Consider the following 25,480-nt stretch of genomic DNA (forward strand, 5'->3'; position numbering starts at 1 on the left):
GCCGGGTGAGCCGTTGCTTCCTGTACGCCCCCGGCCCACACGCAGTGACAAGTAGTCTGAGCCCACAGTTCGTCCGTACGTCGGGAAGGAACCGCCTCACCATGGCCGATGCACAGAACCAGACGCAGGAGCAGGGCCAGGAACAGGGCCGGGAGTCGGAGCAGGAGATCAAGGCACGCAAGGAGCGCGAGAAGAACGAGCTCTACGCCCTCGACATCTCCGGCGTCGAATGGCACAGCGCGCCGGGCACCGAGACGCACGAGGAGCGCGTCGAGATCGCCTACCTGCCCGAGGGCGCCGTGGCCATGCGGTCGTCCCTCGAACCGGAGACCGTGCTGCGCTACACGGAGGCGGAGTGGACGGCGTTCGTCCTCGGGGCGCGGGACGGGGAGTTCGACTTGGAGCCTTCGCCGCGGAACGGTGGGGTCGAGGCGGAGTAGTCGGTGTACGCGGAGTAGGCGGCGTGGCGCGCCGGAGCAGCACGCGTGGGCGGTGAAGGGCAGGTGAGGTGCCGCTCATGAACGCGGACGAAGGCGGGGGCGAGGGCGGTGCAGCGGACGGCATATCCGGCCCTCCGCGGGAGCCCGCACGGCGGTCGCGGATCGCGGAGCTGGCGGACACGACCATTCCGGCGGCCGAGCCCGTGTCGCAGGGCCGACCACCGGACCCCGAAGCAAACAACGCCGAACACGCCGCGCGAAGGCGCCGCGAGTTCGCCGCCCTCCTCGGCGAATTCCGGCGCGCCCCCGTCCTGTTACCCCTCGACGAGCACGACGCGTCTCCGCTGACCGCGGAATTCAACGGCGTCCGATGGATCTACGCCTTCTCCGACGAGGCGGCCCTTGCCCGGTTCGCGGTACTGCGCGACGAGGCGGCACGCCCTTGGGACTACCAGCGCCTGCTCGGCGCCCGCCTCCTCGACGGGGTCATTCCGGCGCTCGGAGTGCCGTGCGGAGTGGCACTCGACGTAGGCAGCGAAGGACACGAGGCACTGTTCCCGCCCGTCACGGGGATCGTCCCCGACGCGGTGGCCGTGGACATCGACACGAACGGGGAGACACGGGGATGAGCGGCGAGGCGAAGGACCTCCAGGCAGGCGGCCTGGACCTGATCGCTCAAGGGATCACCCTGACGCTGGACGAGCTCAAAGAACTCGGCATGATCGGAACGGCCGGTGCCGGTCGTGGCTTCGAGGAGCTGGCCCTGGGAGACCTGGAGCTGGGGCACGGCGAGCTGGTGGCCGGCCTCAAGTCCTTCTGCGAGCGCTGGGAATGGGGCGTGCGGTCCCTGGTCAACGAGGGGAACAACTTCGCCCAGGGCGTGGGGCTCTCAGCGGGGACGTTCTACGAGACCGACCAGTACGTGGGCAACTCGCTCAAGATCGCCGTGAACTCGGTCAACGGCAATCCCTACGCCACCGAGGAAGAGGTCACGCAGAAGAGCTGGGGCGAGCTGATCAAACAGCATCCCCTCGACGACCCGGACTACAGCGCCGACTCGTTCGACAAGGCCACGGACAACATCGGCCAGGGCTACAAGGACGCCGCCCGTGACGCCATGACCTCGCCGCTGGCCGGGCCCCTGAGCCCCCAGAACCTCACCGGTCAGAGCGACGAGGAGTACGAAGGGATGCTCGACGACACCTTCGGCCCCTCCGCCGAGGAGCGGGCAGAAACGTCCCGGCAGTTCACACCCCATCAGCCCGAGCAGGGCGGGAACACCGGCTGATGGGCATCCTCGACGACATCGGAGACGGCTGGAACGCGACGAAGGACGCCGCGAAGGACGGCCTCAACTCCGGCCTGGAGAAGGCGGAGGACGGCTGGGACACGACGAAGAAGTACGCCGGTGAAGGCATCGAGTGGGGCACCGGCAAGGCCGCCGAAGGACTCGACCGCATCGGCGCGGACGGCACCGCCGACAGGGTCGAGGACTTGGGCAGGTCCGCGGCCTCCAAGCTGGGCGCGGACGTCGACGAGGCGCAGCTCGACAAGACCGACCAGGCGAACGAGCTGATCCACGGCAACCCGGGGAAGATCCGCGCGAGCGCCCGGCACCTCGCGGACTTCCACAAGGCCTTCGACAAGGTCGGCACGGGGATGCGCAGCCTCGACTCCGCCCACTGGAAGGGCGAGGCCGCGAGCACCTTCCGCGAGAAATTCGCCGTGCACCCCGGCAAGTGGCTGCACGCCGCGGACGCCTGCGAACAAGCCGCCCGCGCCCTCGACGCCTACGCGGACACGGTCAAGTGGGCGCAGGGCCAGGCCCAGGACGCCATCGACCTGTACAAGAAGGGCAAGAGCGCCTCCGACACGGCGGTCGAGGCGTACAACAAGCGCGTCATGACCTACAACGCGGCCGTCGCGTCGGACAAGGATCCGGGCCCCAGACCAGAACCCTTCAAGGATCCCGGCAAGGCCGACATGGAGCGCGCCCACGAGGTGCTCGCCGAGGCGCGTCGGCAGCGCGACGAGGCGGGCCGCGCGGCCGCCGTCGTACTCAAGGCCGCCGTGCGGCACGCCCCGGCCGAGCCGCCGGCCCTTGACCGGTTGAAGTCGAACGCGACCGACACCTTCAAGGCGACGAACACGGAGCTCGCCCACGTCGGGGGTGGGGTGATCAAGGGCGGCGCCGGCCTGGTCAATTTCGTACGCGGCATCAACCCAACCGATCCGTACAACATCACGCATCCCGCCGAGCACATACAGAACGTCCATACGACGCTGGCCGGTCTGGCCTCCACGGTCACGCACCCGGACCGCGCGATCAAGGACGCGTACGAGAGCTTCAAGAAGGACCCGTCCGAGTTCGGGGGGAGGCTGCTGCCGGAGGCCATCGGGGCCAAGGGTGCCGGGTTCGCCCGGGGCGGGGTCAGGGCCGGTGCCGGGCGGGCGATGCGGGACGCCACCGAGCGGGGCGGGGCGCGCGACCGCGTGAGCGACGGCCCCAACAAGCAGACCCACCCCGACGCCTCCAGGACGACCAGAGGCACGGACCCCGTCGACCTCGCGACCGGCAAGATGTTCCTGCCGCAGACCGATGTCACGCTGCCGGGCGCGCTGCCGCTCGCCTTCACGCGCCGGGTGGAGTCCGGCTACACGCTGGGGCGCTGGTTCGGTCCCTCCTGGTCGTCCACGGTCGACCAACGGCTCGAGATCGACTCCGAGGGCGTCGTCTTCGTGACGGAGGACGGCCTGCTGCTCGCCTACCCGCATCCGGCGCCGGGTCTGCCGACCCTGCCGACCCACGGCCCGCCCCGGCCACTCGACCGCGTGGACGGCGGCTACACGATCACGGACCCGGACACGTCCCGGGTCCGGCACTTCGCGGACCGCGGCGAGGACCTCGCGGTCCTGGAGCAGATCGACGACCGCAACGGCAACTGGATCACCTTCGAGTACGACGCCGAGGGCGCGCCCCTGTCCCTGGTCCACAGCGGCGGCTACCGCCTGGGGCTCACCACGGACGGCGGTCGCGTCACCGCCCTGCGCCTGGCTGGCGCGGCTCCCGTCGGCGCGGTCGTCGCGGACCAGGAGCTGATGCGCTACGGCTACACCGACGGCCACCTGACGGAGGTCGTCAACTCCTCGGGGCTGCCGCTGCGTTTCACGTACGACGAGGCGGGCCGGGTGACGTCGTGGACGGACACCAACGACCGCGGCTACACCTACACGTACGACGACCAGGACCGCTGTGTGGCCGAGGGCGGCACCGAGGGCCACATGAGCCTGCGTCTCGCGTACGACTCCGTCGACCCCGCGACCGGACTGCGGCAGACGACGACCACCACCGGCGAGGGCCACACCCGCCGCTTCCTCGTCAACGACGCCTGGCAGGTCGTCGCCGACATCGACCCGCTCGGCGCGGTCACCCGCTACGAGCACGACCACCGCAACCGGCTCCTCGCCCGCACCGATCCGCTCGGCCACACCACGTCGTTCCGCTACGACACGGACGGCAACCTGCTCTCCTTGGCCCGCCCCGACGGGCGCGAGGCACGGGCCGAGTACAACGAGCTGGGACTGCCGACGAGGGTGACGGCCCCGGACGGCACGGTCCGACGCCAGTCGTACGACGAGCGCGGCAACCGCACGGCCGTCACGGATCCGGCCGGGCAGACGACCCGCTTCACGTACGACGAGGCGGGCCGCCTCACCTCGGTCACGGACCCGCTCGGCAACACGACTGTCGTGCGGTGCGACGCGGTCGGCCTCCCTGTCGAGACCGTCGACCCGCTCGGTGCCACAACCCGCATCGACCGGGACGCGTTCGGCCGCCCGGTGGCGATCACGGACCCGATGGGCGCGACGACCCACCTGGACTGGTCCGTCGAGGGACTCCTCACCCGGCGCACGGCACCGGACGGCAGCGCGGAGTCATGGACGTACGACGGCGAGGGCAACTGCACCACCCACACGGACGCGATGGGTGCCGTCTCGCGCTTCGAGTACACCCACTTCGACCTGCTGTCCGCCCGCGCGGGACCGGACGGGGTGCGGTACGAGTTCACCCACGACACCGAGCTGCGCCTCACCGAGGTCGCGGGCCCGGGGGGCCTGCGGTGGAACTACGCCTACGACGCGGCCGGACACCTGATATCGGAGTCCGACTTCGACGACCGTACGCTCACCTACAGGCACGACCCGGCGGGCCGCCTGCTTTCCCGTACGAACGCCCTCGGCCAGACCGTCGCGTACGACCGCAATGCCTTGGGACAGGTCACCCGCAAGGACGCGGACGGCCGCGTCACGACGTTCGCGTACGACCTGACGGACCAGCTCGGACAGGCGGTGGGGCCGGACGGCACGGCCCTGGTGCTGCTGCGGGACCGCTTCGGCCGACTGCGGTCGGAGACGGTGGACGGCCGTGAGCTGACGTACGCGTACGACTCACTGGGCCGCCGCACCGGCCGCACGACGCCGGCCGGGGCGACGAGCACCTGGACGTACGACGCGGCGGGCCGCCGCACCCGGTTGCTGGCGTCGGGCCGCACCATCGACTTCGCGTACGACGCGGCGGGGCACGAACTCACCCGCCAGGTGGGCGACTCCGTCACCTTCACGAACGCGTTCGACGACCTGGGCCGCCTCACCACACAGCACGTCACCGCCGCCGGCCGCACGGCCCAGCACCGCGCCTACTCCTACCGCGTGGACGGCAACCTCATCGGCGTCGACGACCACCTCAACGGCACCCGCCGATTCGACCTCGACGCGGCGGGCCGGGTCACCGCGGTGCACGCGGCCAACTGGACGGAGACGTACGCCTACGACGAGGCGGGCAACCAGACGACGGCGTCCTGGCCGTCGACGCACCCCGGCCACGAGGCGACCGGCCCCCGCGCCTACTCCGGCACGACCATCACCCGCGCGGGCTCCGTCCGCTACGAACACGACGCCCTCGGCCGCATCACCCTCCGCCAGAAGCTCCGCCTGTCCCGCAAGCCGGACACGTGGCGCTACACGTGGGACGCGGAGGACCGCCTGACGTCGACGGTCACCCCCGACGGCGTGACCTGGTGCTACACCTACGACCCCCTCGGCCGCCGCACGGCCAAGCTCCGCCTGGCGGAGGACGGGTCGACGGTCGTGGAGCGGGTGGACTTCACGTGGGACGGGACGACGCTGTGCGAACAGACGACGGCGGGGGGCGGGTTACCGGATCCGGTCACGGTGACCTGGGACCACCAGGGGTTACGTCCCCTTGCGCAGACAGAGCGGATCTCGGCGGGCGACCCGGCCACCGCCCCCCAGTCCGAGATCGACTCCCGCTTCTTCGCCATCGTCACGGACCTGGTGGGCACGCCGAGCGAACTCGTCGACGAGGAGGGGGAGGTCGCTTGGCGGACGCGGAGCACGTTGTGGGGGACTACGGCTTGGTCGGCGGGGAGTTCGGCGTATACGCCGCTGCGGTTTCCGGGGCAGTATTTCGACCCGGAGACGGGGCTGCATTACAACTACTTTCGGCACTATGATCCCGAAACTGCTCGATACACGTCCCCGGACCCACTCGGTCTCGCACCGACACCCAATCCCGCCACCTACGTCAACAACCCTCACCTCTGGTCCGACAACCTCGGTCTCGCCCCAGGCAGTTGCCCTCCCGAAGGATTCGAATCTGGTGCGCAACTCGGCGAAACAAGCAAGCTGGGCGGCTGGATACCTGACACGGTTCCGCGCGAAACGCTGGATGCTATTGATGATGTAAAGAATTATGGAGGCGATGCGACCGGATGGGGAAGCCAGTGGAATGGCCCCCACTTGACGCTGGAGCCCTTCAACAACAGCGGCAAGAATGGCGCCCATACGCTCCCGACCCACGATCCCGCAGGAAATCCCATTACCTATTTGGAGTATGGAACTCCGGCCTCGAGGGACAATCCTAAGCCTGGTGGTGAGAGGACAGTGTGGGGCAGCGACGGCTCCATCTACTACACTCCGACGCACTATCAAACGTACATCGTCGTGGAGAGTCCGAAGTGGTGACGGAGCCCATGCCCTGGATCTCAATCAAGCCGTGGCTGCACGCTACGGGACCCGACGCCATCGTAAGCATGCGATCTCTACTCCCTGCACCTGGACTGACATACGGAGCATGGCTAAGCGGAAGCCAGATGACAGACACGGACGGAGTGCTCCAGCAGTTCTGGGACGGCTTTAGGCTGCCGGATTACTTCGGATGGAACTTTCCTGCCCTGAGCGATTGTCTTCGCGATCTAACATGGCTCTCAGCAGATCAATATTCGCTCGTCATCGAAGAGGCGCATGAAATCCTTCCTGACGACCCGGATGGCTTCCGTCAGCTACTCGACATCCTCTCGACAGCGGGAGCCAAGTGGTCCTATGTAAAGGGTTCGGGCACAGACGAGCGCGCCAGGTTCCAAGTGGTTCTCGCGTGCAGCCAAGAGGGGCTTCAGCGAGTCAAGACGGCAGCGGCCACCCTCTAAAGAACCGAATGCAGCTCTTTTAGCGTCTCTCAACAAACAACCCGAGGACGCGCTCGTTGATCGTAGGCTGCCCAGGACCGGCACAATCATGGCATGACCAAGACTGTCGCGGCGGCCTGGCTCAAGATCCTGAACACTGCCGGCGAGCCTTCCCGACCGAAGGGATCGCCGCTACTCGAACCGTTTGCCAAGCTGGTACGGGTGGCGAATGCCGAGCCGCTGCTTCGCCAGCTCCACCCGTGGACGGGTATGTGGGAGCTGCACTTCAGCAGGTGCACGGAGCCCCGCTACACATGGGACATCCCCTACATCGGCACTTTGAGAAACGGCTGGTACTACGTTGAAGGGCCGAGGCGGAGCAGCCCACGGATCGCTGAGACAAACAGCGCACAGGCCGCAGTAGCAATCGTCATCGAACGCCTGCCGCCACACTGTGGCCCGGCCTTCATCGGCAGCCCAGAGGCACTGGCCGCTTACGAGGCAGCACGAAACGACAGATAGCTCCGATCTCATCGACTTGACCGGGAGGGAAGTTGGGACCGTCAGCTGCTGTGAAGGCGGGACCTGCAACATCACCCCGGACGACGTCACCCGCACCGACCCCCGCCCGGCCGGCGAAACCGACGCGCTCCTGCAAGCAGGCCAGAACGCGGCCCGCTCGCACGGCTACATCCTCGGCCGCTGCCTGCACTTCGACGGCGAGGAGTTCGGTGACTGGTACGAGGACATGGCTCACCGCCCACCGGATATTGATTTCGGAGCCGGGCAGTCCCTGGCTCAACATCCCCTTCCGGCAAGGCGGTCAGCCAGACGTCGCCCGGGGCGCGACGGCGAAGCTGCACCAGACCTGCTTCTCCTCAAAACCCGTACGGTGCCATCCCCAGCGGCGCGAGAGCGTGGCGACCAGGCGGCGGAGCCCGCGCCCGTGCTCACTCAGCGGATCGGCATCCCCGCCAACTCCGGTTCCCGCTGCGGGCAGTGGTCGACGACCAGCACCGCAGCATCGGCGGCACGAACTGCTGGGACGTCCCCAAGATCAGCTCAAGCCCCGCCAGCCCACCCTCATGCCGTACCGCGTTCGCACACAGCTCCCCCCACCAACCAGCCAGACGGGATCCGCCAACTCCGCGAGTTTCCAGTGCTGTTCCACCCAGACACGGGTGCGGTGCCGAGATTCGGCTACAGGGCGGTAGAGGTCGAGTATGGAGACGTCCCGCCGACGCGGGTGGGGGTCGCGTCGAAGGGAGTGGGAGCGGTGGCGAGTGCGACCGGTACGTCCATCGTTCGCCTCGTTGAACTGGCCGTTTTCCGCCGACGGCTGGACTTGGTCGAACAGGTCGCGTTGAATCCGAGTCAGTCGAGGGATCTCATCCTCGATGTCGAGGTCGCCACGACCGACCATCTCATCGCCGTATGCGACTCCAAGCACCCCGAGCTGCCGTCGGCGGCGGTGGGTCGCGAGGCGTGGGCGTGCTTCACCGACGCCCTGGGCAAGGAGATGCTGCCGTAGCCCAGCAGAACGGGGTGGGCATCTCCCGCGCATGCCCACCCCGCGTTCCACACCGTTCAACGACGGCGGCTCACTGGAAGTAGCTGGCACCCTTCAGGTCGCCACCCCGGTAGTCACCGCCCGCCTGGCTGACCTTCAAGCCGATCTGCATGAGGGCCGTGTGGATGGCCGAGGCGTGCTCGTCCCACTCCTTCTGCTTCAGGGTGTAGGCGGTGTGAGCCTCGCCCTCCCACCCTTCGGCAACGCTGGCCACGGCCCGCTTGATGTCAGCGAGGTCCGCCTCCAACTGCTTGGCCTGAATGCCCAGTTCGGTGGTGATGGCATCAAGGCCACCGTACTTGACCGCGAGTTCTTCAAGGTGAACCTGTACCACGACTTCCTCATTTCCTGGTGGTTTCGAGCGGGCCACGACGACCCGAGGAACAGCTCAACTCAGTAGCTGCTGATAGCCGAGTGCTTTCCGCCGTACTCCACGTCGATGCTGTTGATCTTCGCTCGGACCTCGTCTTCCAGCCCGTCCTTCTCCTTGCGGTTGGCAGCCATGGCGTCCAGGAAGTCCACCAGGATGCGGCCGATCGCCTGCATGTGTTGGTTGATTTCCCTCTGCTTGCCGTCGAAGGCGTGCGCACCGATTCCTCGCCAGTTGCCCTCCATGGTGTCAAGAGTGCCCTGCAGGCGCCTGAGCTGTTTCTGAACGGAGTCGTACTTGAGGGCGATCTCCTTCTCAAGCTTCTTGACCAGGTCGTCGTTTAGCTTGCGGCCGTCGGCCATGAGCGGCTCTCCTTAGGTGAGCTGTCGGTTGATCATTGAGAAGCGCTACTTCCCCTGAACCAATGCTCAGGCGTTTCGCCGCTTTCGGGCTGCGGCGACGGCTCCACCGCCGATGACCACGGCGACGGCAACCGCACCGGCGACGATCCACAACTGGCCGTTGTCGTCATCCGATTTCGAGCTGGACACTGATGCTGTCGGCTGACTGGCCGCAGCGTCATTCGGCGGTTTCGGCGAGGGTGCCGAGGACTCCGCCGAAGAGTCCTTCGATGGAGCGGACGGCGAAGCTCCCACCCCAGGGGTCTTCTCGTTCGTGAGCGGGTCGATGTCCGGCGGGCCCGGGTTTCCCCTGTTCTTCAGCAGGTTCGGGGCGGGGCGGACCAGGCCGTAGCCGAGGTAGTCGCTGGGCTTGTCCTTCGGCCAGCTGCGGCCTGCGGTGTCGATCAGGACGCGGAGGACCTGGTTCGCGGTCCAGTTGGGGTGCTTGGACCAGATGAGGGCGGCTGAGGCGGAGGCGATGGCGGTGGATGCACTGGTGCCACCCTCACCATCACAGTACGAACGGAACGTCGCATCACACCAATGGGGAAGGTTCCGGCCGGGCGCCGCCAGATCCACGTACTCGCCAAATTCCGAGTACTTGGCGACCTTGCCGGATTTGTCTGCGGAGGAGACACCTGTGACATTGGGGTAGGCCGCCGGGTAGCCGATGAAGTTCTTCTTCTGCGCCTCGTTTCCGACGCTGGCGAACATCAGCTTTCCCCTTGATGCGGCGTACTTCACCGCCTCTTCCTGGGCTGGGTACATGACGTCAGAACCGAAGGACATACTGATGATCTGCGCATCGCTGTCTGCGGCAGCCCGAATGGCTTCGGCACTGTCACTCTCGTCCTTGCTCCTGCCATTGGCGCCTTGCAGACTGAGGCGAACGGAGATGACCTTGGCACCGGGCGCCAAACCCTTGAGGCCCCCTCCCCGACCGGAACCCGCGATCAGCTCTGCCATCGTGGTTCCATGGCCTTGATAGTCGTCCAGAGCTCCCCCGCTCCGGTCTGTCACGTCCTTGCCGGCTTGCACACGGCCTTTGAGGGAAGGCGTTTCTGAAACGCCGGTGTCGACAACGGCGACCTTGATGCCCTCACCAGTGCTGACATCCCACAGCTCCTCGGCACCCATCGCGTCCAAGTACCACTGCTTCGACTGCACGTCATCGGCGGCCGCACTCGGTGCCAGCCCCAGGGACGCCAGAACTAGAACGCTGACCGCCGAGCTCGTGGAGACCATCCATCTCCTCGCGCACCCCGCGAACAGAACAGTTCCTCTGTCATGTCGGCCAAATTCTGACTTCACGCCCTGCACAACCTCACTCACCACTAACCGATTACCGGCGGCACGTGCCGCCGTTCGCCAGGCAGATGTGTCTCCTCGTCCTCGACCAAGTAGTCGGGCCGCTGAGTGGCCTCGTCCTCATCACGTTCAGAGCGTCGGCCATCGCCTGCAGGGCCGCGTACCAGGCCAGTGCCACCGGCGGTGAACCCGTTCCTCCGGCTCCCGCCCGTAGACCCACGTTCCTTTGGTGTGCCGACGACTCCGTCAGGGTTGCCGATGGGACGGCGCGGCATCTGGCCCCTGCCACCTGTGACTTGAGGTGCGGCTCCCATGACTCCACGCTGTCCGTTGCCGACCGGACCGCCCACAGACCCAGGAGCAGGTCGACCACCTACGACACCGTCGGCGCGCGGTGTACCAGTGATGCCTGGGACTGCGGGACGTGGGCCCGGCAGGCCGCGAGGCTGTGGCGTGCCCCCTGTGATGCCTCGCCCCACGGGAGGCTGCACGGGCGACACCGGCGCACTGATCCCCTTGCCCTGAGCCACCGGCCCGGTGCGTCCTACCGGGCCAGGCCCCGAGGGACTACGCCCAGGGCGTCCAACCGACTCCTTAGGACCTCCAGTGCCTGCTCGCCCCTGATCAGCAGGCAATGGCAGCTTGCCGCCTCCTCCTCGATGGGGCGCTCGTGTGTCCGGGCCGCCGGACGGCAGCCTCAAAGGGCCACGGCCAGGTAGCGGAGGAGGCCCTCCGTCAATGCCTGTTGGGCCGGGCACGGAGGGCGGCGACGCGGGCCCGGGTCCGACGGTCTGCGGCGGAGGCGGGGCAACACTGTCGATCTCCGTGCCGACAGGCTCCGGGCCGGCAGGTCGGTCTGGAAGGGCGTTCGGACCGCGTACGTCGCTGCCGGGCGGTACGGGGCCGTCCGCTCCCGAAGGAACCGGCGTCACGGGCTCGGCTGCACGCTGGGGCGTCGACGGGCCATCACCAGTAACCGTGCCAGGAGGCACCACCTGCCTCGAATCGTCGCCCGGGTCCTTCCAATTTTCCGGCCGCGGCAAGGGCACCCCCACATCCGGCATAGCCGAAAACGTAGGCGGCTCCTGCCCCGCCATCTCGTGCTGTGACACCTTGTAGAACGACGCCAACCGGTTCATCTGGTTGATCGCCTCTTGGCGGTGCTTCTCCGACTTGAGAGCCGCCTCGAAATCCGCGTTGCCGTCCACCCTCTTAGGAGAGGGGATGTCCTCGACGGCCTTCGGATCGGTGCGTGTGTCCCGTGGCGGCATGGCACTGCGTACGGAAGCCAGCCCCGCCCCCGCCGACGTGATCTGAACGCTCGCGGTGTCGGCGAAGTCGGAGAGCTGGTGCGTTTCCTTGACTAGCTTCTTGCCCCACTTGCGGAAGGCCTGGCCCGCCTCGCCCTCCCAGTCGACCCGGTCGATGTGGTCGCCGAGTTCGCGGGCCGCCACGGCGATCGCGTCGCGTGCCTTCCGGATGGCTTCACCCGCGCTCTCCAGGTCGGCCGGATTCGCGTGCTCGACGAGGTCGATCATGTCGTTGAGTTTGTGTCCTTCGAAGCTCACAGCTTCCACCCCGAGTCGGACTTGTCGCTGCCGTGGCCGCCTTGCACGTCGGGCTTGCCGTCGCGCTCGCGCCCGGCCGGCGGCTGGTCGCGCTGGACCGACGTCTGGATCGACCAGAAGCGCTGCCGCAGGTCGTCCTCGAGGTTGTCGAAGCCGACGTCCGCGCCGTGCACGGCGATCCCCATGGCCTCGATCTGCTGGCCGAGCATCTTCGACAGCGAGGTGAGCCGCTCGTGCACCCGGTCGTACTGCGCGTAGAGGCCGTCCGCCTCGGGGAAGGGGGCCGCCTGGCCGCTGAAGGAGGTGCGGGCGACCTTCTGGTGGCCGACCTTGGACGAGCCACCGGCCGATCCCTCGAACTCCGTGAGCAGTGTGTCGATGCGCCGCCGGAACTTCTTCAACGCCTCCAGGCCACGCTTGATGTCCGCGCCCGGCGGCGGTGTCCCCCTGTACCCGTCCTCAAGCACGATGCCCCCATCCCCGGTCCCCGTTGCCCTCAACGTGCGGCTGCAGCAGGCTGTGAAAGCCGCGTGATTGCACGCCCCACCATCGTCACTCTAGCCACACAGTGAGTGACATCCAACTGACCTTTGCGTCAAAGCAGTTGCAAACTAGCCATCGACTGATCCGAGCTGACGATCCCCGTTCGCGCGAAGGTTGCGTCCACTGCTCGAACGCCTGGAACTCACCCGACCCAGGTAGCGAGAATCGGCCAACTCCCGCTCTCTCCGGGTGAATCTCGCGGTCACCCACCCTGGCTCCCGGGTGACCGCATCGACGCAACCTGAGTCACTCGTTGGCGCGTCACACTCTGCCGTGCCAGGCGGGGGCGGGACCACACGTCTGCTACCCAACCATCTGAGTACGCATACTCGGTCACGCACATGCCAACTGCCGCTATCCGCGCCCCGACTAGGTGCTGATCCTGACGTGCTGGAGCTCATGGTTGGACGTGAACTTGGGCATCCGGCGATCGTTCTGGCTCCGGAACGCGCCTGGCGCCCTCCTCCCTCCACAACGGCCAAGTTCACCCTTGCGGGGATCGCAATCGGGACAACTCGCCCCCTACGCTGGCGAGTCACTGCGTTGTGGACAGCAGGCTGCCGACCTCCCTGAGCCACCATCCGCACAGTCCGTACCGGGGGAAGGAACACGTCCATGGCGTGGGAAGAGTGGGAGCGCCTCAAGGCGCAGGCAGCCGAGCGCCATGCGACGCAGATGCAACTCAATCAGGTCGAGCCCGGCATGGGTGGCGCCCCCGGGGCAGCCCCGGGCTCGTATGGAGATCTGAGGGTCCGCCAGGCCGATCTGGCGAGGATCGGCGAGCATGCCTTCGAGCTCTTCGACCGGCTGAGCAACAAGGGGCGCGTGGCGGTGCCCAGCAGCCGGCAGGCCGCGGGAGACCTGACACGGCAGGGCTTCGCACTCGGAGGCGGGCTCCAACACGTCGCCGGGCGCTGGGAGGAGCAGCTCGACTCGCTCCGTGACGCCTGCGCCCACATCTCGAACCACATGCGGGTCACAACGAAGTTGCACCAGGGCGACGAGCACTACATCAGCCGGCAGTTGAGCAGCATCGACGTTCTCGACGCGGGCTTCGACGAGCGGGTCGTCAAGCCCGGCGACAAGAACCCGGTGTACATGCCGCACAAGGAGCAGAAGGACGACTGATGGACCTCGAAGCGCTCCGATTCGCCAACTTCACCCTGCTGGATGACGCCGTCGACGACTGGTCCACCTTGACGGACACCCTGGAGAAGTTGGAGAGGGACGCGAGCAAGGGGCTCCAGGGAACGGCGAACAGGGCGAATTGGGCCGGTGTCAACGCCACCGTCTCGAAGGAGTTCATCGGCAAGACCGCTGGAGAGTTCCATGACGCTCACGTCCAGGCCAAGTCCATCCACCGGATTCTGCTGGACACCCGGGACGAGCTGAAGCGCCATCACGGGCGGCTCAATGACGCCATCGAACGCGGCATGAAGAAGAATCTGACGGTCACCCACACCGGTGGCGGTGGCTTCACCGTACAGATGAACATCCACCCCGATCGGGCAGGGAAGGATACCGACCTCCCTGAACACGGCGAGGGTGATGTGACCGCGCTGCGCGACGAGATCCAGCGGATCCTTGATGACGCCACCGAGAGCGACACCTCCGCCGGCAAGGTCCTCAAGGCGATCGCCGACCAGAGCACGTACGGCTTCTCCGAGGTGAAGTACAAGGACCGGGACAGCGCGGTCGCCGCCGTGGAGTCCGCGGACGAGTTGTCGAAGCTGGCCAGGAAGGGCCCGCAGGACCTCACGGTCAGGGAGTTCGACAAGCTCCGCTCAGGGCTGAAGGCGTACGCGCACGATCCGCTCTTCTCGGAGCGCTTCGCCACAAGTCTCGGCGCAAAGGGGACGTTGGAGTTCTGGGCAGGCATCAATGAGCCTGGCGTCAACCCGGATTTGAACGACCTTCGTCAGGGCAAGTTCGATGACCTGCAAAAGTACTTGGGTCTCACTCTCGCGACAGCCACGCAGAGTGATTCGGCGGGGATGGTCGACTGGACGCGCCAGATGGTGGACCAGGGCGGCCAGCCTGTCCGCACCAACAGTGGAGCTCTCGGTTTCCAGGTCATGAGCAACCTCATGCGCTGGGGCGATTACGACGACAGTTTCCTGCACAGCTACGGCACCGCACTCATGGAAACCGAGAAGCAGCTGACCGACAACGGGGAGCGTGGGGCGTGGCAGCGCACTCCCAACTCGCCGTATCTCAACCGCACCGGCAGCGACACGGGCTGGGACCCTGTGACGGGGTTCCTGAAGGGGCTTTCGAACAGCCCCGGGGCGGCTACGCCTTTCCTCAACGACACTTTCACGCCGAAGAGAGATGGTCACGACGCCGATGTCTCGAACTTCCAGTACCTCTTCGAGAAGCGGGACTGGCCTGTGGAGGTAGATGGTGATGGCGAGTCCAGCGACACCGGACGGAACTACCTGGCACTGGCACTTGAGGCGGGCACGACCGGTCACCCCGCGGGCGAAATTCCCACGGCCGACGCCCCGCCACATACTGCGGAACAGGCCAGACTGATGGAGAGCGTGGTCCACTCGATCTCCCATGACAACACTCGCCTGACCGAGCATCCGTACATGTCTGACAGCTTCGGGCAGATGGCCTCCGAGTACCTGCACGACATGAATCGGGCGATGACTAACGATTCGGATAGGGACACGGACCGTCTTTTCCCGATCGTCGGCGAGCCGGCGGACTTCGAGTGTCGCGACGTGACTCGCTTCCTCTTCACTGTGGGTCAGCACCCCGAAGGCTACGCGGCCGTGGAAGTCGGGCAGAAGTCATACATGGCGCAACTGATGTCCTACCACCTCGATCCAGACCTTCCGGAGGCTCAGCGCTACGCCCAGGATCCACACTTCGTTGTCGAATCCGTGGCCCACGGCTCGGGCGAAGTGGCAGGAACCCTCGCCCAGGGGCGCGCGGAGGCTGTCGCCGGGGAAGCCGCAGAGAAGGACAGGGCGTACGAGGAATCCGTGGCGCGCTGGAAGGACGGAATTTTGGGCGGCATCGGCGTTGGCATTGGCGTAGGCACGTCCTACATCGCCAGCCCGGTGGGCGGGGCGGTCGTTGGCGGAGTGGCCGAGACGGTGACCGGCGCGGTTCTTGAGGATCTTTTCAAGAACGCAGAAGGGAAAGCCAAGGGGGATGCCGGGCTCATCATGGGCGAGAGCTGGGATGCAGGTATGAACGAGAACAACCAGTACATCGAGACAGCTGCAGAACGAGCAGCCAAGGAGCACCGCAGGACCGATCTCCCTGACGTCGGGGAATGGTCACGCGAGGCTGGGAGACGCGGATTCATGCTGTCGGAGTCGAGCGTGAACGCCATGGCTCCGGACCTCAAGACGGATATCTAGACCTGCCCCTACAGAGAGAGGAATCACTCTTGAGCCCGCATCCTGGCCGGGATGGATTTTCACACCGTCTCCAACGAGTCCTTATTTGGGGGACCGTGATAGCCCTGGGAGGCACACTGGCAGGATGCGCGAAAGACGGGAGTAAGGAGAGAAACTACGCAACCCCAGACTCGTTGTGCGGCGTAGACGTGAACTCCAATCTACTGTCACAGATCTTGCCTCCGGGAGACCGCGTATCCACGCATCGATCGTTCCCCGACGGAGGGACCGAGCGATGCACCGTAATCGTGGACAAGAACAAGGTGGCGATCTTCGCTGACCAGGAGTGGCTGTCAGGAAGGGACGGGCTCCTGTTCGCGGCACCATCTTCTGTCCGGAGTAATCCCAACCACGTGACAGAAAATGAGAAGTATCTATACGCAGACGCAGGGGCAGCCGGTAGGACCGATAACTGTACTGACCCCGCTCATCCCGACCAGCACTTGTTCGCCATCATTCAGTCGTTCACCAACGACCGTGAAGACCCCCGCACCATGGGAAAACTCATCAAGGCGTATACCAAACAAGTCGAGCAGTCGAAGGCCTGTCACCCCAAGCCATAAAGGTGCGCACTCCCGTCGTCAACCCGCGCTGCCCCGCCGCCTCCGCGCATCCCGAACAGCCACCCCCGCCCCTCCCAACCCCACCACCACAACCACGGCCCCCACAGCCACATACGTGGCGATGCGGGCCGTGCGTTGCTCTGCGGTCTCGCCGAGGTGGAGGTCGGCGGGGAGTGGGGCCTTCGCTCGGGTGATGCCCTCGTGGGGGCGGGGGGTCTCGATCGGGTGGTCGTCCTCCGTGAGTGCGCGCAGGGGGTCGACCACGCCCCAGCCGACCAGGCGGTCGTGGCCTGCGATGGAGCGTTCCGCTGTTTGTTGGATCTGGGCGGTGATCTGGCGGGCCGTCCAGTTGGGGTGCTTGGACTTGATGAGGGCTGCCACGCCGGCGACGTAGGGGGCTGCGAAACTCGTGCCGTTGTCGGGGCAGTGGCCGCGGCCGGGGATCGTGGAGATCATGTCGACGCCGGGCGCCGCCACGTCCACCCATGTGCCGGACTGCGAGAACGGGGCACGCTCGTTGTTGCGGTCCGCCGCCGCCACCGCCAGCACCCCTTCGTAGGAGGCCGGGTAGGTGGGTTTGGTGTTGCCGCCGATGCCGTCGTTGCCCGCGGACGCGACGACGACCCGCTGCTTCGCGAGTGCCTTTTCCACCGCCTGCTTGAGCAGCGGCGTCGGCTCCGCCGCGTTGGCCGTGTCCTGGGAGATGTTGATGACGTCCGCTCCCTCGGCCACCGCGTAGTCGATGGCCGCGGCCAGGCCGGTCGTGTTGCCGTGGCCCTCGGCGTCGTTCTGCTGGATCGGGATGATCGTCGCCCCGGGGGCCAGGCCCACGAAGCCGGTGCCCTTCGCGGGGCGCGCGGCAATGATGCCCGCGACCCGCGTGCCATGGCCGACTGTGTCCGACGTGCCGTTCTTGTTGCCGCGGGGGATCTTCCGGCCGTCCTTGTCCTTGAGGTTCCTGGGGAGGAAGATGCGACCCTTTGACGTGTCGACCGCCTGCTTGAGCTGGGGATGCTTGACGTCCACACCGGTGTCGATCACCGCCACCTGTACGTTCTTTCCGGTGGACTGGCGCCACAGCTCGTCCAGGAGGACGCGCTGCAGGGCCCACGGGCGGCCCGCGTACGTCTTGCACTCGTCGGTGGCCGCGGCCGCCTGCGGCGCGGCCACCAGCGGCGTCGTCGCCATCAAAGCCACCACCGCGGCCACGGCCGCCACCCCACGTGCGTACGGCATCTCCGGCCCCTCGCCTACGAGCCCTGCGGCTGACGTGCCGCCGCCGTCGAAAGCCGCGGGCCCGTCGGCAGGAAGGTCGACCAGGCCAGGGGGATCAGGCCCTCGTCCACGTCCGCGTACCCGAGGCGGGTCTGGGCCTGCCGTGCCTCCTGTTGCTGCTGCTTGCGCTGCTTCGGGGACATGCCGATGCCCGCGTCGTCCGTCGCGCTGTCGCTGTTGGACTGCATCGCGTACCGCAGGCCCGTGTCGGTGACCAGGAAGACACTGCCCACCTTGGTGTCCGAGCCGGTGAACTGGCGGTAGAACTGCCCCGATCCGGGGGTGACGTACGCGCTGGACGAGCCGGTGGGCAGGGTCGCGGGGAAGTCCTCGCCTGCCCAAGTACTGAGCTGTGTACGGCTGTTGTCGTCGACATCTCGTAGAACGCTGCAGACGGTGTTGCGACCGGAGGCGGCGCCAGAAGCCACAGAAGTCCCGGAGGCCGAGGCCGTGCCGGCCGAAGACTCCGTGGACGCCTTCGCTGTCTCGTTGACGACCTTCGGGAACTCGGTCGGCCACGTCCGCTTCCCGGCGAACCACGTGGAGCCGGGAGAGAACGCCCCCGTGCTCAGATCGCGGGCCTGACCGCGCTGCCCCGTGCCGACCAGCTCAGGACTGCCGAGCAGCAGCTTCGCCGTGAAGTCGGAGACCGGCGCGATACGTCCCCGCAGCACTACGTAGTGCTGCATGCCGGCGCCGTCCGGCGCCCTCAGGACCATGCCGATCCTGTTCGCCGCCTCGTCCCGGAGGCCCGCCACGTGCGCGTCGGCGCCGGGCTTGCCGTCGATCTCCGGGAAGGTGATCCGGTCCCCTCGGTGCAGCGTGTCGAGCCACTGCCTGGACACCCGCTGCGGTTCGCGGTCGGAGCCCACGACGGCACTCAACAGGTGCTCGTCCCTGCTGGTGATGCGGTACGACCTGCCCTGGGCGTCGACCACGTAGCGGGTCCCGTCGGGACTGACGACGTACAACAACTCACCGCCGCGCAGCCGTTCGCGGCCGTCCGTCTTGTCCCGCTCGCGCTCGGCGAGCACGAACACGGCCTTCTGGATGACTCTGCCGCCCTTGCCGGGGCGCTCGCACACGGCCCAGCGCTTGGTGGCGCCCGCTTCGGACGGGGAGGGGAGGCGATCGGGCGCGTACGGGATTCCGATGGTGGCTCCGTGCGGGATGTCGCCCTTGTCGAGGATGGACTCGTCCACGTTGACGACGCCGCCCTTGTCCGCGTCGAGGAGCAGCTTGGCCGACGCCATGTTGAGGACGGGGTGCAACTGCCGCTTGCCGTCCGTCTTCAGGACGACGTACCGGGTCGTGGAGTCGCTCGCGATGATCACGTGCTCCTTCGGCGTGTCCCAGCCGGGCTTGGCCGCCGGTTTGAGCATCCCCCACGCGCCGAAGACGGCCAGAACGATCACGCCGACGATCAGGCCTGGGAGCACGCCTCGCAGGGGGCGCGGGGCGGTCTCCTCCGAGCCCGAGGGTGTGGGCTGGATGAAGGCCGCGAGTGTACGGCGCTTCGCGAAGGTGTAGGCGTTGAGTTCGTCGCGCCGTGAAGCCATGACTGTCTGCTTCTCCCCGTGTTCTCCCCGTGTGGGATCAGGGTTCCCGTGCCCCTTCGGCCCACCGTTGCTCCGTTGTCAGACCCGGGTCCTACTATGCCTGTTGGGTAGTGGTGCGCGTGCGGCGGGTAAGGTTTTGTGGTTTCAAGGGCCTTTCCCTGTACGGCATTTCGGGACAGTTCGGGGAGATTGACATGATGGCTTCCACCATGCGGGCCGGGGGGCAGGTGGCGCCCGGCGGGGCGCCGCGCCAGGGTGTGGTCGCGCCGCGCCTCCCTTCCCGCTCCGGACGCTCCGGTTCGTTGCGGCTGCGACGCCTTGCGTTGCTGGAGGTGGCGGCGGCGCTGCTGCTCGTCGGCTGGGTCGTCGGCCCGGTGGCGCTCGTTTCGGCGGCGGTGGTCGCCTCGGTGCTCGTGCTGCTCGCGGTGGTACGTCACCGGGGGCGCTCCCTGCCCGAATCGCTCGGCGCGGCACTGGCGTTGCGCACTCGCAGACGCCGTGCCGCGGGCACCCCGGTCCCGCCGGGCACGGAGCCGGGGCTCGCGCCCGTCGTGGAATGCGACCCGTCCTTGCGGACGTACGCCTACAGCCGGGGCAAGGACCAGGACCGGCGCCCCATAGGGATGATCGGCGACGGCAGCTTCCTGACCGTCGTCCTCCAGGTGGAGTCGGACGCCACGGCCCTGCGCGCCGACCGGAACCGGCAGCCCCTGCCGGTGGGGCTCGTGCGGGACACGCTCGAAGTCGACGGAATCCGCCTGGAGTCGGCCCAGATCGTGCTGCACACACAGCCCGCGCCCGCGCTGCACCTGCCCCAGCAGTCCGTCGCCGTCAGCAACTACGCACCGCTCCAGGCACAGACCGGCTCCCCCGCCGTGCGGATCACCTGGGTCGCCCTGAAGCTGAATCCCGAGCAGTGCGCGGAGGCGGTCGCCGCCCGGGGCGGAGGGCTCGCCGGGGCGCAGAAGTGTGTGGTGCGGACGGCGGATCACCTGGCAAGTCGCCTGGCGGGGGCCGGATTTCGGGCGACGCTGCTGACCGAGGAGGAGCTGACGGCCGCCATCGCCACCTCCGCGTGCGCCAACCCCCTGGTGACGGCGCAGGCGGGCGGGGCCGATGACGTGCCGGCGCGCAGGACCGAGGAGTCCCCTCTGGCGTGGCGCTGCGACAACCGGCGGCACACGACGTACTGGGTGCGGCGCTGGCCCCAGTTGGGCAGGGCGGACGGGCCGTCGCTGCCGCAGCTCGTCTCCCGGCTCACCGCGGTTCCCACGCTGGCCACCACGTTCAGTCTCACGCTGGCGCGCGACGAGCGGCAGGGCGTCTCGCTCTGCGGTCATGTACGGGTGACGGGGCGCGGCGACGCCGAACTGGTCGCGGCCCGGCGGGCCGTGGAGCACGCGGGCCGGTCCGCCGGCATCGGCCTGCTGCGGCTCGACCGCGAACAACTGCCCGCCACACTCGCGACGTTGCCGCTCGGAGGTACGCGCTGATGTCCTTGCCGACTTCTCCCCCGACGCCGTCCGCTCCGCCCGCACCCGCACCGGGATTTCGTACGGCCTTGCGTACGGGATTCGGGCTGCTGGGTCCCCGGCATCAGCGGCACGCGCTCACCGTCGAGCAGATCGACTCGCTCGCCCTGCCCATCGGCGACGACGGCGTGATCATAGGGGCCGACTCCGCAGGACAGCCCGCCGTGCTCGGCGTCAACAGACCCACTCCGTACGACGTCCTGCTCATCGGCGGACTGTGGACGGCCCAGGTCATCGCGCTGCGCGCCGCCGCCACCGGGGCCCGGGTCGCCGTCGAGACCGGGCGGGCCCAGTCCTGGGCGCAGCTCGTGCAGGCGCTGGGGGTCGGGCAGGCCGGGATGTCCGTGCACGACGTGGGGCGGGTGCCGCCGCAGGGGGCTTCGGCCGGGAGTCCGGTGCTCGTGGTGCGGGACTGCGGGATGCGGCCGCCTCGGGGGCGGGTGGTGTCCGGGCCCTGGCAGTCCGTGCTGACGCTGTTGCCGTATCTGAGTCCCGTGGCGCCCCGGCTCGTCCGGCAGGCGCGGCTCGTGGGAGTGCAGCGGGTCTCGCCCGACGAGGCCGCGCAGATCGGGCGGCTCCTCGGGCTGCCCCGCGGGGACGTCGAGTCGTTGCCGACGCTCGCCGACGGCGTGACGCTGTGGTGCGCCGAGCGCGACCGGCAGTACGTGATGACCCGGGCCACCGACGCGGAGAACGGGTTGTTGGGGACGGCTCGGCGGATGGATTGAGTTGATGGTGTGGGGGGGGTGGCCCGTGGAGGGGGCCGTGGAGGAAATACTTCGGGGGTTTTGGTGTGAATGGCGCTTTTGATCCAGGGGGATTGGGGTGGGTTGGCCGGGGTTGAGTGGGGGGTTGCGTACGGGACGGCGAACGGGGGGTGGACTGGCCTGCCGTGCAGGTGCTTTTGGTGATTAGGCTGGGACAGGGCGCCACGTCAGAACCCGCGAGGGGGGTGTGCGCGTCCCGCACACGGGGAGAGCCAGGCGGATCGGACGACAGGAACGGTCGCCCCCCACCACGGCACGAGCGTGCTCGACCACACCAGGAGGCATTGTGAACAGCGATCGGGACAAGATCCGCGGGGGCTGGGACACACCCGTCGACGATCAGTCCGACGCGGAGTCCGCTGCCGAGACGACGGGCGAGTTCACCATCGATTACGCGCCGCCCGCCTGGTACACGCAGAACGCTTCCGGCAGCGCGGGGGAGGCGCCCTCCGTGGCGCCCGCTTCCTCCTCTGTTTCCGGTGGCTCTGATGTCCCTGGTGGGTCTGGTGGGCCTGGTGGGTCTGGCAGCTCTGATGGCTCTGGTGTTTCCGGGGCCTCGGGTGTCTCCGATGTTTCCGGTGTGGCTGCTGATTCCGGCTCCGGCTCGGATGGGGCTTCCGGTGATTCCGATGCCTCTTCCGGGGCTTCGGCCATCGCCGTGCCCAAGCTTCCCGTCGGCAGCGGGTTTCAGCCCGCGGCGCCCGCACCGCCCCTGGCTCCGCCCGCCTTTCCGGCTCCCTCCGCCCCTCCGGTGACGCCCCCCGCGTCCGGTGGTGCCGCTGACTGGAGCGGTGCCGTCGCGGGGGTTGCTTCCTCTGTTCCGGTACGGGATGTGGGGGCCGGGAGCGAGGAAGAGAGCGAAAAGGCGCCCGTCGCCGAGAGCCTGGGGGGTGGTGACCTTGAGAGTGGTGCCACCATGCGGTTCTCCCCCGCTGCCTTGCGGCGTGAGATGGCCGAGCGTGAGGCCGACGGCGGCAAGGGTGATGGGGTCGGCGAGGAGAACTCGGGCACGGGCGACGTCGAGGAGGCCGAGGAAGCCGAGGAGTCGTCCGGCGAGGGTTCGGGGGTCGCGGAGGCGGCTTCTGAGGGTGCTGCTGGTGCTGCTGGTGCTGCTGGTGCTGCTGGTGCCAGTGACTCGGACGACGACTTCATTGTCGAGGCGCCTTCGGGTGGCGTGGTCGACGGTCAGGACGGTCAGGACGACGGTGTCGGTGAATCCGACGGAGCCGATGCCGGCTCGCTCGTCGCGGCTTCCTTTGGTGCTGATCCTCGCTCTCCCGTCAGCTCTGACGCCGAGCCCGAGGTGGAGGGTTCGACCGACGTCGGCGGTGACAGTGAGGGTGTGACTTCGGCTCACGAGGCTTCTGCCTCCGAGGACGAGGTCGAGGTCGAGGTCGAGCCCGTCGGTGCCGATGACGTGCAGGATTCCGTTCCGCCCTCGTGGACCCCGCCGCCCGCTCCGGAGAGTGGGCTGCCGCCGTTGCCGCCCGCCTTCCAGCCCGCCGCGCCGACCTCCGCCCCGCAGTGGCCCGTGCCGACCGCGCCGGCGCCGGTTCAGCAAGCCCCCGCAGCGCCGGAGGCGCCCGTACCGGAGCCGGCTCCGCAGCCGCAGGCCCCGCAGGCCTGGGCCGCGCCCACCGGTCCCGTCGCGCCCACCGCGCAGCCGCCCGCGCCCGCCCCGGCCGCCGAGACGCCCGCTCCCCCGCAGAGCGGGTACGGGTTCCCCGCTCCCGGCCAAGCCGCCGCTCCGGGTGTGCCCAACTCCCCTGCCCCGCAGGGCAGTTACGGGTTCCCCCAGACGACGCAGCAGCAGCCGCAGGCCACGCCTTCGGCTCCCGCCCCCGTGCCGCCGCAGCCGCAGGCCGCACAGCCACAGCCGCAGGCCCAGCCTCAGTTCCCGCAGCAGGGCCAGCAGGGCCCGTACAGCCACGGGCAGCAGCCGCAGGTGCCGGGGCAGATGCCGGGGCAGGTCCCGGCGCCGTACCAGCCGCAGGCCGCGCAGCCCCAGGCTCAGCCGCAAGGTCAGCCTCACGGCCAGCCCCAACAGCCCTTCCAACAGGGGCCGTTCCCCCAGCAAGGGCAGTTCCCGCAGCAGCAGCCGCAGCAGCAGGCCCAGCAGCCGATGCCCCCCGCACAGGCGGCGCAGCCGCAGGACCAGCAGCAGCCGGTACAGCACTCACAGCCCGCGCAGTCGGCACAGCCCGCACAGCCCGCGCAGTCGGCACAGCCGCAAGGCCAACCGCTGCCGCCCGCCCAGCACGCCAGCCCCCAGCCCCCAGACGCTCACCAGTACCCGCAGGCCCAGCAGCCCTACCCCCAGGCACAGGCACAAGCCCAGGCCCCCGCCCCCGTCGACCCCCGCACCGGCGCCGCCTGGCCGCAGCCCCTGCAGCACGATCAGCGGGAGCGGACCAACCCGGGGGCGCCGCTGGGGTACACGGCCGCCGTCGAGCTGTCCTCCGACCGGCTGCTCAACAACAAGAAGCAGAAGACCAAGAGCAACCGGCCGGTCGGCGGGTCCCGGTTCAAGATCGGGGGCAAGAAGGAGGAGGCCGAGCGGCAGCGGAAGCTGGAGCTGATCCGTACGCCCGTCCTGTCCTGCTACCGGATCGCCGTCATCTCGCTCAAGGGCGGCGTCGGCAAGACGACCACGACCACCGCGCTCGGCTCGACACTCGCCAGTGAGCGGCAGGACAAGATCCTCGCCATCGACGCCAACCCGGACGCGGGTACGCTCGGGCGGCGCGTGCGGCGCGAGACCGGGGCGACCATCCGCGACCTGGTGCAGGCGATCCCGCACCTCAACTCGTACATGGACATCCGGCGCTTCACCTCGCAGGCGCCGTCCGGGCTCGAGATCATCGCCAACGACGTCGACCCGGCCGTGTCCACGACGTTCAACGACGAGGACTACCGGCGCGCGATCGACGTACTCGGCAAGCAGTACCCGATCATCCTGACCGACTCGGGGACCGGGCTGCTCTACAGCGCGATGCGCGGGGTGCTCGACCTCGCCGACCAGCTCATCATCATCTCCACGCCGTCCGTGGACGGGGCGAGCAGCGCGTCCACGACGCTCGACTGGCTGTCCGCGCACGGGTACGCGGACCTCGTGTCGCGGTCCATCACCGTCATCTCCGGAGTGCGCGAGACCGGGAAGATGATCAAGGTGGAGGACATCGTGTCGCACTTCGAGACGCGGTGCCGGGGGGTGGTGGTCGTGCCCTTCGACGAGCATCTCTCCGCCGGGGCCGAGGTCAATCTGGACATGATGCGGCCGAAGGTGCGGGAGGCGTACTTCAATCTCTCGGCGATGGTGGCCGAGGATTTCGTGCGGGCGCAGCAGGCTCAGGGGCTGTGGACGTCGGACGGGAATCCGCCGCCTCGGGTGGCTCCGCCGCTGCCTGGGCAGGGGTACGCCGCTGACGGGGGGCAGGGGTACGGAGCCGTCGCGCCGGGGGCCGTGGGGCCGGGTGGGGCCGCTGTGCCGCCGCAGCAACCTGCCGGTGGGGGGCAGTGGCAGCCGTCCGGGCCCGGGCAGGCGCAGTCGCCCGCCGGGGGCGGGTTCGCGGGTGGCTATGGCTACCCGGTCCCCGGGCAGGTGCCGCCCGCCGGGGGCGGGGTGCCGGAGGCTCCGGCTCAGCCGCCTCAGGCTCCCCCGCAGCCGCCGCAGCAGTAGGCGG

At 68.3% G+C, this 25,480-nt stretch carries 19 protein-coding genes and 2 pseudogenes; 15 read left to right on the plus strand and 6 right to left on the minus strand.

Going from position 1 to position 25,480, the window contains the following annotated elements; genetic code table 11:
- The first annotated feature begins 101 nt into the window (after positions 1-101).
- The 8 genes and pseudogenes from IEY91_RS34770 (at position 102) to IEY91_RS34800 (ending at position 8,456) form a co-directional block, all read left to right on the plus strand.
- The gene (locus IEY91_RS34770; RefSeq protein ID WP_164319858.1) at positions 102-440 is read left to right on the plus strand and encodes a DUF397 domain-containing protein; all 339 of its coding nucleotides are present in this window, start codon (positions 102-104) and stop codon (positions 438-440) included.
- A 77-nt stretch (positions 441-517) separates the two neighbouring features.
- Positions 518-1,069 (plus strand): hypothetical protein, encoded by a 552-nt coding sequence (locus tag IEY91_RS34775; RefSeq protein ID WP_229697431.1) that lies wholly within the window; start codon positions 518-520, stop codon positions 1,067-1,069.
- Entirely contained in the window at positions 1,066-1,728 is a 663-nt protein-coding gene (locus tag IEY91_RS34780) for a hypothetical protein (protein WP_189177032.1), read from the plus strand. The genes IEY91_RS34775 and IEY91_RS34780 overlap by 4 nt, the downstream gene beginning before the upstream one ends.
- Positions 1,728-6,485 carry a putative T7SS-secreted protein gene (locus IEY91_RS34785; RefSeq protein WP_189177033.1) on the plus strand — a complete coding sequence of 1,586 codons (4,758 nt, stop codon included), beginning with the start codon at positions 1,728-1,730 and terminating at the stop codon, positions 6,483-6,485. The genes IEY91_RS34780 and IEY91_RS34785 overlap by 1 nt, the downstream gene beginning before the upstream one ends.
- A 68-nt stretch (positions 6,486-6,553) precedes the next feature.
- A complete protein-coding gene (locus IEY91_RS34790) occupies positions 6,554-6,946 on the plus strand; it encodes a barstar family protein (protein ID WP_268240944.1) in 393 nt (130 codons plus the stop codon).
- Between the two features lie 93 nt (positions 6,947-7,039).
- Positions 7,040-7,447, plus strand: a complete 408-nt coding sequence (locus tag IEY91_RS34795; RefSeq protein ID WP_229697432.1) for a DUF6193 family natural product biosynthesis protein — start codon at positions 7,040-7,042, stop codon at positions 7,445-7,447.
- A 124-nt stretch (positions 7,448-7,571) separates the two neighbouring features.
- Positions 7,572-7,740, plus strand: a pseudogene (locus IEY91_RS42130) (DUF1266 domain-containing protein); the annotation flags it as partial.
- A gap of 461 nt (positions 7,741-8,201) precedes the next feature.
- The gene (locus IEY91_RS34800; RefSeq protein ID WP_189177035.1) at positions 8,202-8,456 is read left to right on the plus strand and encodes a DUF397 domain-containing protein; all 255 of its coding nucleotides are present in this window, start codon (positions 8,202-8,204) and stop codon (positions 8,454-8,456) included.
- Between the two features lie 70 nt (positions 8,457-8,526).
- Here the strand turns inward: IEY91_RS34800 and IEY91_RS34805 are convergent, their stop codons facing one another.
- From IEY91_RS34805 to IEY91_RS34820, 4 genes are all read right to left on the minus strand, one after another.
- Positions 8,527-8,829, minus strand: a complete 303-nt coding sequence (locus IEY91_RS34805) for a WXG100 family type VII secretion target (protein WP_164319867.1) — start codon at positions 8,827-8,829, stop codon at positions 8,527-8,529.
- Positions 8,830-8,888: 59 nt separating this feature from the next.
- A complete protein-coding gene (locus tag IEY91_RS34810; RefSeq protein ID WP_164319869.1) occupies positions 8,889-9,227 on the minus strand; it encodes a WXG100 family type VII secretion target in 339 nt (112 codons plus the stop codon).
- Between the two features lie 66 nt (positions 9,228-9,293).
- Complete coding sequence (locus IEY91_RS34815; RefSeq protein WP_189177036.1) at positions 9,294-10,511, minus strand: S8 family serine peptidase; 1,218 nt, start codon at positions 10,509-10,511, stop codon at positions 9,294-9,296.
- Between the two features lie 1,627 nt (positions 10,512-12,138).
- The gene (locus tag IEY91_RS34820) at positions 12,139-12,609 is read right to left on the minus strand and encodes a DUF2563 family protein (protein WP_189177037.1); all 471 of its coding nucleotides are present in this window, start codon (positions 12,607-12,609) and stop codon (positions 12,139-12,141) included.
- A gap of 691 nt (positions 12,610-13,300) precedes the next feature.
- Between IEY91_RS34820 and IEY91_RS34825 the strand changes: the two genes are divergently transcribed.
- The 3 genes from IEY91_RS34825 (at position 13,301) to IEY91_RS34835 (ending at position 16,664) form a co-directional block, all read left to right on the plus strand.
- Positions 13,301-13,813, plus strand: a complete 513-nt coding sequence (locus IEY91_RS34825; RefSeq protein ID WP_189177038.1) for a hypothetical protein — start codon at positions 13,301-13,303, stop codon at positions 13,811-13,813.
- Complete coding sequence (locus IEY91_RS34830) at positions 13,813-16,062, plus strand: DUF6571 family protein (RefSeq protein ID WP_189177039.1); 2,250 nt, start codon at positions 13,813-13,815, stop codon at positions 16,060-16,062. Before IEY91_RS34825 ends, IEY91_RS34830 begins: the two co-directional genes overlap by 1 nt.
- Positions 16,063-16,349: 287 nt before the next feature.
- Positions 16,350-16,664 (plus strand): hypothetical protein, encoded by a 315-nt coding sequence (locus IEY91_RS34835; protein WP_189177040.1) that lies wholly within the window; start codon positions 16,350-16,352, stop codon positions 16,662-16,664.
- A gap of 18 nt (positions 16,665-16,682) precedes the next feature.
- Here IEY91_RS34835 and mycP read toward each other — a convergent pair whose 3' ends face one another.
- On the minus strand, positions 16,683-17,900 hold the full coding sequence (gene mycP, locus IEY91_RS34840; RefSeq protein WP_189177041.1) for a type VII secretion-associated serine protease mycosin: 1,218 nt from the start codon (positions 17,898-17,900) through the stop codon (positions 16,683-16,685).
- A 14-nt stretch (positions 17,901-17,914) separates the two neighbouring features.
- Positions 17,915-19,498 (minus strand): type VII secretion protein EccB, encoded by a 1,584-nt coding sequence (gene eccB, locus IEY91_RS34845; protein ID WP_189177042.1) that lies wholly within the window; start codon positions 19,496-19,498, stop codon positions 17,915-17,917.
- Between the two features lie 197 nt (positions 19,499-19,695).
- On the opposite strand from eccB, the gene eccE reads away from it, so the two are divergent.
- From eccE to IEY91_RS34860, 4 genes and pseudogenes are all read left to right on the plus strand, one after another.
- Positions 19,696-20,991, plus strand: coding sequence for a type VII secretion protein EccE (gene eccE, locus IEY91_RS34850; protein ID WP_373288092.1), 1,296 nt, complete (start codon positions 19,696-19,698; stop codon positions 20,989-20,991).
- The gene (locus tag IEY91_RS34855; protein WP_164319883.1) at positions 20,991-21,758 is read left to right on the plus strand and encodes a hypothetical protein; all 768 of its coding nucleotides are present in this window, start codon (positions 20,991-20,993) and stop codon (positions 21,756-21,758) included. Before eccE ends, IEY91_RS34855 begins: the two co-directional genes overlap by 1 nt.
- Before the next feature lie 325 nt (positions 21,759-22,083).
- A pseudogene (locus IEY91_RS42780) lies at positions 22,084-22,164 on the plus strand (SCO5717 family growth-regulating ATPase); the annotation flags it as partial.
- Positions 22,165-22,713: 549 nt separating this feature from the next.
- Positions 22,714-25,476, plus strand: a complete 2,763-nt coding sequence (locus IEY91_RS34860) for a MinD/ParA family ATP-binding protein (RefSeq protein WP_189177043.1) — start codon at positions 22,714-22,716, stop codon at positions 25,474-25,476.
- Positions 25,477-25,480: the final 4 nt, after the last annotated feature.

This window comes from Streptomyces lasiicapitis (assembly GCF_014646335.1).
Taxonomy (GTDB): Bacteria; Actinomycetota; Actinomycetes; order Streptomycetales; family Streptomycetaceae; genus Streptomyces; species Streptomyces lasiicapitis.